Below are 11,545 nucleotides of genomic sequence, written 5' to 3'. Positions count from 1 at the left end.
TGAGCCCATGACTTCGCCCACAGACACTGCGGTAGACACCGCAGCTGCCCGCGCCCGCCTGCTCGAACTGATCAAGGAACTCGCCGTGGTCCGCGGCAAGGTGATCCTCTCGAGCGGGGCCGAGGCTGACTACTACATCGACCTCCGCCGTATCACCCTGCACCATGAGGCCTCCAAGCTGGTGGGCCAGGTGATGCTTGCGCTGGCAGACGACGCCGGGATCGAGTTTGAGTGCGCCGGTGGGCTGACGATGGGTGCTGACCCGGTGGGCACCGCAGTGATGCATGCCGCCGTTGACGCCGGCCGGGCCGTTGATGCCTTCGTGGTCCGCAAGGCCCAGAAGTCCTACGGCATGGGCCGCCAGGTGGAGGGCCCTTCGGTTGAGGGCCGCAACGTGCTGGTCCTGGAGGACACGTCCACGACGGGCGGTTCCGCGCTGACGGCAGTAGAGGGCGTCCGGAAAGCCGGCGGCAACGTGGTGGCGGTGGCCGTGATCGTGGACCGCGATACCGGCGCCAAGGAGAAGATCGAAGCCGAAACAGGCGTTCCCTACCTGTTCGCGTTCGGCAAGGATGAACTGGGGCTGTCCTAGTTCCGCCGGCATTCAGGGCCGATGGCCTGGCAGTAGCATTCGGTTGGCTGTTGGCTGGCCTTTAGGCGCTGACTTATGATGTGCATTAACACTTTTCAGTTGCTTGGAGACCACGCACCTTGCTCCCCCCAAACCAGACCTTGAGCACAACCGACCAGGTCCAGAATCTCATTCTGGAAAGCGCGGATTTCGAGGACTTCCTCAACGAATTGGCCCGTTACTCTGCACACCAGATGGCAGGTGACGGCGACGATGCCCTGTGCGGCATCACGCTGCTTCGCGACCGAAAGGCAGCCACCATCGGCTGGAGCAGCGACTCGGCCCGGGAAGTGGACGAGATCCAATACGCGCTCTCCCAGGGTCCGTGCCTCACCGCAGCCAAGGAAGAGCGCGAGGTGTACGTTCCGGACCTGTTCGAGGAGAACCGCTGGGGCCCCGATTACGCATCAGCCGTGGCGTCGCATGGTCTGCGCTCTGTGCTTTCCCTGCCGTTCACGCTGCAGGGGGATGCCAAAGCCGCCCTGAACCTCTACTCCGACGTGCCACGGAAGTTCGGTGGCGGCGCGGCAGAGAGGGCGCGGGACTTTACGCGCGAAATCTCACAGGCCCTGCGCCTGGCAGTCCGGTTTTCGCTGCACACTGACAGCGCTGCGAACCTCCGGGCCACCCTTGAATCGCGGACCATCATCGACATCGCGGTGGGCATCGTCATGGCCCAGAACCGGTGCAGCCAGGACGCCGCCGTGCAGATCCTCACCGAGGCATCCAGCAACAGCAACACCAAGCTGCGGGACGTCGCCAAGTCACTGGTGGATTCAGTAGGTGGAACCGGTTCGCACACCCACTACCAGGAGCCCCGGAAGGTAGGCGGCGGACAGGGCCTTTAAGGCACGGCTTGTGCCGGACTGCAGCCGGAGGTTACGCTTGCGGAGGTTGAGCCGTCGGCCATAGAGACCTCTTTTGGAGTACCTATGGACCGCGCCCTAGACGCACAAATAAACCTTGATGTCCCTGCAGACATCGTCCGGATCGATGTCCGCGGCAGCCTCAACAGTGATTCCCGTCCCCAACTTATCCATATCATCCGGCGTGTCCGGCGCATGGGAATTGGCTGCCATATCCGTGTGAACCTTGCCCAGGCCGCCCTCGTGGAGTCCTCCGCCCTGGCGGGACTGCGCCGCGACCTGAACGCACTGGACACGAATGCGCTGACAGGAGCGCAAGGAGCGGGAGTGTCCCTCCAGTTTTCGCCTTCCGCCTACCACGCTGCCCCCGGAGATGCCTCCCACGAACAGCCACTGGTGCTGGACCCCGACATCAGGGAGCTGTTCCCCGGCGGGGACCATGCCGGTGAATATCCACAGCTGCCCGTCATGTGGATCGAGGAGCTCCACGGACGCCCCCTGGCTGAGTATTCGAACGAAGAGCTCCTGGAAGCCAGCGATGCGCTCTTCGCCTTGCTGGACAACCCGCAAGCGCCGGACGGGGCTGAGCTTCTGGGCCGCTACAACGACATCGGGCTGGAAGTCCTTCGCCGCCAGCAGGCACCCCTGGCGTCCTTTCCGCCCGCGGAGGGCCAGGCCGCCAGCTGATCCCGGCGTCACCGAACGGTTACACCCACCCGTTGCGGCGTCACGATTGGGTGGGCTTACGGTAGGAGTGTGCCGTATGAGGGGGAGAGTGGTCCGCAGAACCGGCGCGGGGTTTCCCACGCCCGGCTGCTGGCGGAGGCGGCTGCCCTAAAACGCTTTTCGCGCCGCACGTTCCTGGCCGGGGCCGGGGCCTCCGGGCTGCTCGCTGCCGACATGCTGGTGACCCGTGAGGTTCAGTCACAGCGCCAGACCACCAAAATCCTGCGCGTTGCGGACGACTTCGCCGACGCCTACTACCCGGATGCCAGCTGGTTCCTGTTTCCGGGGTACAAAACCAGCTGGGAAGAGGCCCAGTGGATCCTCAACACCCTCCGGGGGGCGCTGAACAAGCGCGCCCGGCTCGCCGCCGTCGGATATTCCAACCTGGGGCTGAACATCACTGAGGTGGTCAACGCGATCACCGACTATATCGCCGCAGAGAAGATCACCAAGCTGTTCTTCTACGGGCACAGCTTCGGCGGGATGCTGGCCACCCAGGTGGCCGCCCGGCTCCTTGCCCTGCACGGTGTCCAGGTACAGTTCATCCTCCTGGATTCCAGCCCCTACAGCGCCCACGACGTCCTGGACCAGAGCTGGTTCGACGGCGTGGTGTTCCTTTACGAGCGTGGCTTCAGGTTCCCGTCCACGTTCCGGGGCGGGTATGAGCTGGGGGAACGGATCATCCACAAGGACGAACGGAGCTGGCGCCAGGTCCTGAACCAGACGCTGGAGCAGCTGTCCCCGATCGCGCCGTCAAACGTGCTGGTGCAGACCGAGTCCGCGTACATCTACCACTTCGAGGGAAGCCAGTTCGCCGGGAAGCTGGGAACAGCAAAGATGGCCTATATCGGCAACCCCAAGGACAAGACGGTGGACTACGAAACCGCAGCGGAAACCTGGGCCGTGGTTTTCAAGGACAACATGGTTTCAAGCGGCCTGCAGACCACCGGTGCGGCGCCCGCCCACGCCAGCCCCGGCTGGAATCCGCAAATCTACCGGCCCTTGGTGACGGAGCTGCTGGACGGGTTCTTCCCCCTGCCCCGGGGCGGTACCCGGGTGAGCATCTTCTAGATCTGGTTCTTCAGGTCGGCCACGGAGTTCAGCACCTGGTTGGGCCGGAACGGATACGCGGCGATGTCGTCCTTGTGCGTGATGCCGCTGAGGACCAGGACGGTGTGCAGGCCCGCCTCCATGCCGGCGATGATGTCCGTGTCCATCCGGTCACCGATCATGGCGGTGGTCTCGGAATGCGCGTCGATCTGGTTCATCGCGGAACGGAACATCATGGGGTTCGGCTTGCCCACAATGTACGGCTCACGGCCGGTGGCCTTGGTGATCAGGGCCGCGATGGCGCCGGTGGCGGGCATGGGGCCGTCCTTGGACGGGCCCGTGGCATCCGGGTTGGTGGCGATGAACCGGGCCCCCGCAAGGATCAGGCGGATGGCCATGGTGATCGCTTCAAAGGAGTAGGTACGCGTCTCACCGAGCACCACGAAGTCCGGGCTCTGGTCGGTGAGGATGAAGCCTGCCTCGTGCAGCGCCGTCGTAAGCCCTGCCTCGCCGATGGTGTAGGCGCGGTTCCCGGATTCCGAGCCGCCTGCTGACACCTGGTCCTTCAGGAACTGGGCCGTGGCCAGCGCCGAGGTCCAGATGTTCTCCTCCGGGATCTCCAGGCCGGACGCGCGCAGCCGGGCAGCGAGGTCGCGGGGGGTGAAGATGGAGTTGTTGGTCAGCACCAGGAACCGCTTGGACGTATCCACCCACCGCTGGATCAGTTCCGCTGCGCCGGGGATGGGCTGGTTCTCGTGGACCAGTACGCCGTCCATGTCCGTCAGCCAGCACTCGATCTCCTGGCCGCTGCGGTAAACCGCGGGGTTCGCTGCTACCTGGTCTTCTTCTGCCACGTCTACCTCCACCGGTGATGAATGCTCCAGTGGTCCAGTCTAGTGTTGAGGGGTGAACCAAACGCCCGGCCTGCCAGACGAACCGCACCACGAACACGGGGAGGCCGAAGCCGCAAAGGCGGAGGTCGGCGTCGGGCCCTGGGAAGGGGACCTGCCCGAAGGCGACCACTGGGACCCCGACCTCCTGGCCGACGGCGACCGGCGCAACGTCCTGGACAAGTACCGCTACTGGAAGCACGAGGCGATCGTGGCGGAGCTGGACTCCCGGCGGCACAACTTCCACGTGGCCATCGAGAACTGGCAGCACGACCTGAACATCGGCACGGTGGTTCGCACCGCCAATGCCTTCCTCGCCAAAGAGGTGCACATCATCGGCCGACGGCGGTGGAACCGGCGCGGCGCCATGGTCACCGACCGCTACCAGCACGTCCGCCACCACCCCACCGTGGAGGACTTTGTCCAGTGGGCGCAGGGCGAAGGGCTGGCGATCATCGGGATCGACATCTTCCCGGACTCGGTGCCGCTGGAAACCTACGAGCTGCCGCGCGACTGCGTGCTGGTCTTCGGGCAGGAGGGCCCGGGCCTGACGCCGGAAGTCCACCAGGCCGCCGTCGCGACCCTGTCCATCGAACAGTTCGGCTCCACCCGGTCCATCAACGCGGCCTCCGCAGCCGCCATCGCAATGCACGCCTGGATCCGCCGGCACGTGTTCGGCCAGCACGTTTAGCCCCGCCGGAGTATTACCGGGCGGTGACCCGAAACACTCCCACGGCCGGGGAATGGCTAGGATGGTGCCTAGCCGTAAGCGGTCTACTTGAGGGTCATCCACCCACAGACGAAACTCAGCAGAGGAGCCAGCATGCCCATTGCAACCCCAGAGATCTACGCCGAGATGATCGACCGTGCGAAAGCGGGCGGCTTCGCATTCCCGGCCGTGAACGTCACGTCATCGCAGACGCTGAACGCCGCCCTTCGCGGCTTTGCCGAGGCGGAGTCCGACGGCATCGTGCAGGTTTCCACCGGCGGCGCCGCCTACTGGTCCGGCGCCTCCACGAAGGACATGGTTGCCGGTTCCCTGGGCTTCGCCGCCTTCGCCCGCGAGGTGGCCAAGAACTACGGCGTCAACATTGCCCTCCACACGGACCACTGCCCCAAGGACAAGCTGGACGGCTTCGTCCTGCCCCTGCTGGCTGCTTCCGAGGCTGAGGTCAAGGCCGGCCGCAACCCGCTGTTCAACTCGCACATGTGGGACGGCTCCGCCGAAACCCTGCAGGACAACCTGCGCATCGCCCGGGAACTGCTTGAGCGCACGGCTGCCGCCAAGATGATCCTCGAGGTGGAGATCGGCACGGTTGGCGGCGAGGAAGACGGCGTGGAGAACGCCATCAACGACAAGCTGTACACCACCGTGGAAGACGCCCTGGCCACCATTGACGCCCTCGGCTCCGGTGACAACGGCCGCTACATCACGGCCCTGACCTTCGGCAACGTCCACGGCGTCTACAAGCCCGGCGGCGTCAAGCTCCGCCCGGAGATCCTCAAGGACATCCAGGCGCAGGTGGGTGCGAAGATCGGCAAGGACAACCCGTTCGACCTGGTGTTCCACGGCGGCTCCGGCTCCTCCGACCAGGAGATCGCGGACGCCGTCTCCTACGGCGTGATCAAGATGAACATCGACACCGACACCCAGTACGCCTACACGCGTCCCGTGGCGGACCACATGTTCAAGAACTACGACGGCGTCCTCAAGGTTGACGGCGAAGTGGGCAACAAGAAGACCTACGACCCCCGCGTCTGGGGTGCTTCCGCCGAAGCCGGCCTCGCAGCCCGCGTGGTGGAAGCCACCAAGCAGCTCGGTTCGGCCGGAAAGACCTTCTAGATGTCGGATGAGTTCCGCAGGAACCTGATGGGGCCGGAGCCCACGCTCCTGCCCGCCGAGACCGAGGTCAACCAGCAGCTGGAAGGCGGCCAGGAGCCCCTGGACCTCGTGGCCAAGCACCCCACATCCTCGCTGTTGTGGGCTCTGCTGGCGGAAGAGGCCTGGGCGGAGGGGCGCACCATCGACTCCTACGCCTACTCACGGGTGGGCTACCACCGGGGACTGGACTCGCTGCGCCGCAACGGGTGGCGCGGCGTCGGCCCCATCCCCTGGGAGCACGAGCCGAACCGCGGGTTCCTGCGCGCCCTGTACTCCCTTGGCCGGGCTTCCTCGGCCATCGGCGAAGCGGACGAGCCGGAACGGATCGAGAAGTTCCTGAACGACTCCGATCCCACGGCGAAGGCAGCCATCGAGGGCCAGTAAGGCCTCAAACACTTAAATAGACGACGGCGGGCCGTCACCTTTTTCAGGAAAAGGTGACGGCCCGCCGTAGTTCGTTTAAGGCGTCAGCTATGCTTTCCGGGCGATCCCCGTGCGCGCCATGGCGTCGGTGTAGGCTGTGCGCATGTCCTCGAGGTATTCCTCCTGGCGGGCCGGGGAACCGGCGAAGGCGCGGCCGCTGAGGGAGCGGACCTTGTAGGTCTTCAGGCCGCGGCGCCAGAGGAGCGGCACTTCGGTCTTCAGCAGCAGGTTGGCCAGGCGGTTGGCCTCAGTGCCGTGCGCCACGATGACCGAGGCGCGGGGCACCAGGGCCAGGAACTTCAGCAGCGGCTTCAGGCCCGCCTGGATCTGGTCCGGGGTGAACTTGCCGTTGGCTTCGCCCGGGACGTGCCAGGGGTGGACGTTCCATGGCATGACGAACTCAGGGCGGAGGGCCAGCTTCCACTGGATGCCCAGCATGCGGGTAGCGGCATCCTGGTCCCCGGGGGTGATGAACCCGGACGGGTCCATCTCGCCAATGTTGGAGAACAGGCTGATGATGCGGCATTCGTCCACATCGTGCATAGGGTCCACGTAGGGCACCACGGTTCCGGGCTTGGCCTCCTGCAGGGAATCACACAGCTCGTTGACGGCGGCCACGCTGGGTTCGTAGCGGCGGCTCAGGAGCTGTTCGTGGAATGTTTCGGGGGCCAGGGCTGTCATGAAGGGCTGGTTCTCCTGCGGGGATTGGGTGTTGCTGCCGCCGCGGAAAATGGGCGCACGATCACGCACCACATCCGCAGTGGTTGAAATGGGGTGGACCAACTCCTGGTCGGCCTGTTCCAGTTTAGCAAGCCATGGGAAGCGAAACGCCGGCAGCCCCTTCCGGTGATGGAAGGCACAGCCGGCGCCCGGGTGTGGAGAGTGGGTTACCAGAGGCGCTTGGAGGCCCGGCGTGCGCCCTCGCCCAGTGCCTCCAGCTTGGCGAAGGCGATCTGCGGGTGGACACGGCCGCCCAGGCCGCAGTCAGTGGAGGCGATGACGTTCTCCCGGCCCACGACGTCGGCGAAGCGGACAATGCGGTCCGCCACCAGGTCCGGGTGCTCCACCACGTTGGTGGCGTGCGAGACGACGCCGGGAATGATCACCTTGCCCTCGGGCAGCCTGGTGTCCTCCCATACCCGCCATTCGTGTTCGTGGCGGACGTTCGCGGCTTCGAAGGAGTATGCCCCGGCGTTGATCTGCAGTACCGACCCGATGATGTCGGCGAACGGGATGTCCGTGGTGTGCGGGCCGTGCCAGGAGCCCCAGCAGACGTGCAGCCGGATCTGTTCCTGGGGGAGGTCGCGAAGTGCCCAGTTGGTGGCTTCCACCCGCAGCTGGATGAACTTCAGGTAGTCCGCCAGGGCGGGCTCGGGGTTGATCTGGTCCCAGCTTTCGGCCAGGGACGGGTCATCAAGCTGGACTGTGAGGCCGGCGTCGATGATCGCCTTGTATTCCTCCCGCATGGCATCGGCGCAGGCGTAGACGAGTTCCTCATCGGATTTGTAGTACTCGTTGGCCACCCGGGCGCACGAGCCGGGGGAGAGGGACGCCACGAAGCCGTCCGTGAGGCCGGCCGCGGCGAGCCCGGTCTTCAGGTTCCTGATGTCCGAGCCAACGAGATCTTGGCCCGTGTAGGTCAGGGGGCCGGCGATCTTGGGCTGGGCGACGCTCTTGCGGTGGGTGAGGATGCCGGAGGAGGGATCGTTGTAGGCCTCATTGAAGGCCTGCCGGTCCCGCCGGTCGGGGAAGGAGGTCAGGACCACCCTGCCGGGGGACGACCGCCGCACTTCGGCATCGGCCCAGCGGTCAACGTTGGTGGGCTCCAGGCCGCCGAGCCGGGCGAAGGAGTAATTCCACCACGCGCCGTAATCCACGGAGCTGGACATGGTGTGCCCGTACTCGCCGTCGTTGGGGATGTCGATGCCGAGATCCTTCTGGCGCTGCACTACGTCCACCACGGAGGCTTGAAGGAGTTCCAGGAATTCCGGGGTGATGCCGTCGGCTTCCTTGGCAGCGTTGGCCGCGATGAGTTCCGGGGTGCGGGGCAACGAGCCGGCGTGGGTCACGCGGATGTGGTCGGTGTTCTGGGACATGCTGGAATCTTCCTTTCCATCGGTCCTGGCAGTAGCACCTTCGGGCAGGAGTGATGACTCTGATCCCGTGGTTGCTGCGGCGTCATCGAGCCAGGTCTCTCGGCCGCTCCGGATGGTTCACTTTCACCTAAATCGAGATGCCCGTATCCGGGCAAATTCGCGGCCCTTTATGTCGCTCCCGGTTGGCTCGCCGCCCACCCTCTCCAGGGGGCCACGAGTAGGCTTACAGGTATTGTCCAGCCCATTGACAGGTTTCGTTAAGATTGGTTGGCTGTTTGTCACAGGCCGCAATGGGGGACACGGCGGCTGACCGCACCTGATTCACTCGAAAGAGGTAACGCACTGTGATGAAATCCTTCAGGACCCTTGCCGTATCCGGCGTGCTGGCGCTCGCCGTGGTGGCAGGACCCGCGCCGCTCGCCAACGCCGTGGGCGAAGGCCCCGCCTACGACGGCAACGGCCAGATCACCACCACCAAGCTGGCCACCTACGACCAGATGGTTTCCTTCCTGAAGGACCAGGACGCCCGCCAGCCGGCCATGGAGCTTGAGGTCATCGGCCAGACCGTCAAAGGCCGCGACATCCACCTGGTCAAGTACATCTCGGACCCTGCCAAGCCCACCATCCTGTACCTGACCCAGCAGCACGGCAACGAACAGCTCACCACCGAGGGTGCCCTCGAGTTCGTCAAGCACCTGGGCACGGGCAAGTCCGCAGGCATCCTGGACGGCGTGAACATCCTGGTTGTCCCCATGCTCAACGCCGACGGTGCCATGGGCGACGTGAATTTCTCCCTTGACGACTACCTGGCCAAGGGCGACCGCAACATGACGCGGTACAACGCCGAAGGGGTGGACATCAACCGGGACCACGTGGCCAAGGTCCAGCCCGAGACCCAGGCGCTCCACAACAACGTGATGCGCAAGTACCGCATTGACTACATGATCGACCTGCACCACCAGGGCACCCGGGCCGAGCGGGACGGCAAGCTGGTGTCAGGCTCCATCCTGTACCCCACCACCCCGAACGCCGATCCCGACGTAGTCGAAAAGTCCAAGCAGCTCGGCGCCGTGGTCTTCAACAACGTGGACTCCACCGGCTGGGGCCACCTGGGCAAGTACCAGGGCGGCAGCGCCGAGACCATCAGCCGCAACGGCATCTCCGTGGAATACGGCATTGCCACCCTGCTCTTCGAGATGCGCGGGATGTCCGACCACTACCTGGACGGCTATGCGCTGGGGCAGCGCAGCAACGGCTACCTGATCAAGCAGACGGTCACCACGCTGACGTCCACCGCCGCGGCCATCGCGGACGGATCCATTGCCGACGCCGACACCTCCTTCTGGGACACGCTAGCCGAGCAGACGTCGCGGCCCGCGGGGGAAGCCGAGGACGAGTAGGCGGGCTGGCTCCGCCGCGGTCCTTTTTGCGGAACGGGCCGCGGCGGGCCACAACAGTGGTCAAAGTGCCCATCGGCTAAACTTGGGTGGTAAGAGCCCCGGAACTCTTCCTTCGCCCTGCCGTGCTGCGGCCGTGCGGAGGCCGGTATGTTCGGGGCATTCTCATGAACGGCGCTGCATGGGCCGCCACCTGGTGGCAGGACCCGGGCAGCCCGAACGAATGGGGGAGGATCCCATGCCAGCAATTGTGATCGTAGGAGCCCAGTGGGGCGACGAAGGTAAGGGCAAGGCCACCGACCTGCTGGGTGGCCGTGTCGACTACGTCGTCAAGCCCAACGGCGGCAACAACGCCGGGCACACTGTCGTCGTAGGCGGTGAAAAGTACGAACTCAAGCTGCTGCCGGCTGGCATTCTCAGCCCCAACGCGGTTCCCATCATCGGCAATGGCTGCGTGGTGAACCTTGAAGCCCTCTTCCAGGAAATCGAGGGCCTGCAGGCCCGCGGCGCCGACACCTCAAAGCTGCGCGTCTCCGCCAACGCCCACCTGGTGGCCCCGTACCACCAGGTCCTGGACAAGGTGACCGAACGCTTCCTGGGCAGCCGGGCTATCGGCACAACCGGGCGCGGCATTGGCCCCGCCTACATGGACAAGGTGGCCCGGCTGGGCATCCGCGTCCAGGACGTCTTCGATGAGTCCATCCTCCGGCAGAAGGTGGAAGGCTCGTTGCGCCAGAAAAACGAACTCCTGGTCAAGGTCTACAACCGCCGCAGCGTTGTGGTGGACGAGATCGTGGAGTACTTCCTGTCCTTCGCCGAGCGGCTCCGCCCGCTGGTCATCGACAGCACACTGGTCCTGAACACCGCGCTGGACGAAGGCAAGGTGGTCCTGATGGAGGGCGGCCAGGCTACATTCCTGGACGTGGACCACGGCACCTACCCGTTCGTGACCTCCTCCAATCCCACCACAGGCGGCGCATCCGTCGGCTCCGGCATCGGCCCCACCCGCATTTCGCGCTCGATCGGCATCATCAAGGCGTACACCACCCGTGTTGGTGCAGGCCCGTTCCCCACGGAGCTCTTCGACGAGATGGGCGTCTACCTGCAGAAGACCGGCGGCGAATTCGGCGTCAACACCGGCCGCCCGCGCCGCTGCGGCTGGTACGACGCCGTGCTGGCCCGCCATGCGTCCCGCGTGAACGGCTTCACGGACTACTTCGTGACCAAGCTGGACGTGCTCACCGGCATCGAGCAGATCCCCGTCTGCGTTGCCTATGACGTGGACGGGGTCCGGCACGACGAGATGCCCATGACCCAGACCGAGTTCCACCACGCCAAGCCCATCTTCGAGTACTTCGACGGCTGGACCGAGGACATCACCGGTGCCCGCACCCTCGCGGACCTGCCGGAGAACGCCCGGAACTACGTGCTGGCGCTGGAGAAGCTCTCCGGAACCCGGTTCTCCGCGATCGGCGTGGGCCCGGACCGGGACCAGACCATCGTGGTGAATGACCTCATCAACGACTAATATGTGGGCCCACGCCCGCAGGGTTCCCTGGCCGAGCTTGCGAGGCTAGGGAGCGG

General features: G+C 65.3%; 12 protein-coding genes and 1 riboswitch. Of the genes, 9 read left to right on the top strand and 3 right to left on the bottom strand.

What is annotated here, in order from left to right:
• The first annotated feature begins 7 nt into the window (after nucleotides 1-7).
• From pyrE to QFZ57_RS02180, 4 genes are all read left to right on the top strand, one after another.
• Nucleotides 8-592 carry an orotate phosphoribosyltransferase gene (gene pyrE, locus QFZ57_RS02195; RefSeq protein WP_306901503.1) on the top strand — a complete coding sequence of 195 codons (585 nt, stop codon included), beginning with the start codon at nucleotides 8-10 and terminating at the stop codon, nucleotides 590-592.
• A 140-nt stretch (nucleotides 593-732) separates the two neighbouring features.
• A complete protein-coding gene (locus QFZ57_RS02190) occupies nucleotides 733-1,479 on the top strand; it encodes a GAF and ANTAR domain-containing protein (RefSeq protein WP_306628842.1) in 747 nt (248 codons plus the stop codon).
• Between the two features lie 84 nt (nucleotides 1,480-1,563).
• Nucleotides 1,564-2,184, top strand: coding sequence for a hypothetical protein (locus tag QFZ57_RS02185; RefSeq protein WP_306897618.1), 621 nt, complete (start codon nucleotides 1,564-1,566; stop codon nucleotides 2,182-2,184).
• A gap of 69 nt (nucleotides 2,185-2,253) precedes the next feature.
• The gene (locus QFZ57_RS02180) at nucleotides 2,254-3,294 is read left to right on the top strand and encodes a thioesterase domain-containing protein (RefSeq protein ID WP_306897617.1); all 1,041 of its coding nucleotides are present in this window, start codon (nucleotides 2,254-2,256) and stop codon (nucleotides 3,292-3,294) included.
• Here the strand turns inward: QFZ57_RS02180 and QFZ57_RS02175 are convergent.
• The gene (locus tag QFZ57_RS02175; RefSeq protein WP_373461168.1) at nucleotides 3,291-4,139 is read right to left on the bottom strand and encodes an HAD-IIA family hydrolase; all 849 of its coding nucleotides are present in this window, start codon (nucleotides 4,137-4,139) and stop codon (nucleotides 3,291-3,293) included. The two genes, QFZ57_RS02180 and QFZ57_RS02175, sit on opposite strands and share 4 nt — an antisense overlap.
• A 40-nt stretch (nucleotides 4,140-4,179) precedes the next feature.
• On the opposite strand from QFZ57_RS02175, the gene QFZ57_RS02170 reads away from it, so the two are divergent.
• The 3 genes from QFZ57_RS02170 to QFZ57_RS02160 all read left to right on the top strand — a co-directional run bounded on the left by QFZ57_RS02170 (nucleotide 4,180) and on the right by QFZ57_RS02160 (nucleotide 6,429).
• The gene (locus QFZ57_RS02170; protein ID WP_306897614.1) at nucleotides 4,180-4,854 is read left to right on the top strand and encodes a TrmH family RNA methyltransferase; all 675 of its coding nucleotides are present in this window, start codon (nucleotides 4,180-4,182) and stop codon (nucleotides 4,852-4,854) included.
• A gap of 132 nt (nucleotides 4,855-4,986) precedes the next feature.
• Complete coding sequence (gene fbaA / locus QFZ57_RS02165; RefSeq protein ID WP_306628836.1) at nucleotides 4,987-6,006, top strand: class II fructose-bisphosphate aldolase; 1,020 nt, start codon at nucleotides 4,987-4,989, stop codon at nucleotides 6,004-6,006.
• The gene (locus QFZ57_RS02160; RefSeq protein WP_306628835.1) at nucleotides 6,007-6,429 is read left to right on the top strand and encodes a DUF3151 domain-containing protein; all 423 of its coding nucleotides are present in this window, start codon (nucleotides 6,007-6,009) and stop codon (nucleotides 6,427-6,429) included. It begins immediately after the preceding gene.
• Between the two features lie 87 nt (nucleotides 6,430-6,516).
• Here QFZ57_RS02160 and QFZ57_RS02155 read toward each other — a convergent pair whose 3' ends face one another.
• Together QFZ57_RS02155 and QFZ57_RS02150 are read right to left on the bottom strand one after the other, a co-directional pair.
• Nucleotides 6,517-7,149 (bottom strand): uracil-DNA glycosylase, encoded by a 633-nt coding sequence (locus QFZ57_RS02155; RefSeq protein ID WP_306632401.1) that lies wholly within the window; start codon nucleotides 7,147-7,149, stop codon nucleotides 6,517-6,519.
• Between the two features lie 206 nt (nucleotides 7,150-7,355).
• Nucleotides 7,356-8,564, bottom strand: a complete 1,209-nt coding sequence (locus tag QFZ57_RS02150) for a cobalamin-independent methionine synthase II family protein (protein ID WP_306897609.1) — start codon at nucleotides 8,562-8,564, stop codon at nucleotides 7,356-7,358.
• A gap of 13 nt (nucleotides 8,565-8,577) precedes the next feature.
• A riboswitch (SAM riboswitch) is annotated at nucleotides 8,578-8,683 on the bottom strand.
• A 228-nt stretch (nucleotides 8,684-8,911) separates the two neighbouring features.
• On the opposite strand from QFZ57_RS02150, the gene QFZ57_RS02145 reads away from it, so the two are divergent.
• Together QFZ57_RS02145 and QFZ57_RS02140 are read left to right on the top strand one after the other, a co-directional pair.
• Nucleotides 8,912-9,964: a M14 family zinc carboxypeptidase gene (locus QFZ57_RS02145; RefSeq protein ID WP_306897606.1), complete on the top strand. Its 1,053-nt coding sequence runs from the start codon at nucleotides 8,912-8,914 to the stop codon at nucleotides 9,962-9,964.
• Nucleotides 9,965-10,199: 235 nt separating this feature from the next.
• Nucleotides 10,200-11,489, top strand: coding sequence for an adenylosuccinate synthase (locus QFZ57_RS02140; RefSeq protein ID WP_306897603.1), 1,290 nt, complete (start codon nucleotides 10,200-10,202; stop codon nucleotides 11,487-11,489).
• The last annotated feature ends 56 nt before the right edge of the window (nucleotides 11,490-11,545 follow it).

This window comes from Arthrobacter sp. B1I2 (assembly GCF_030816485.1).
Lineage (GTDB): Bacteria > Actinomycetota > Actinomycetes > Actinomycetales > Micrococcaceae > Arthrobacter.
This window is presented reverse-complemented; position numbering and strand designations above follow the sequence as displayed.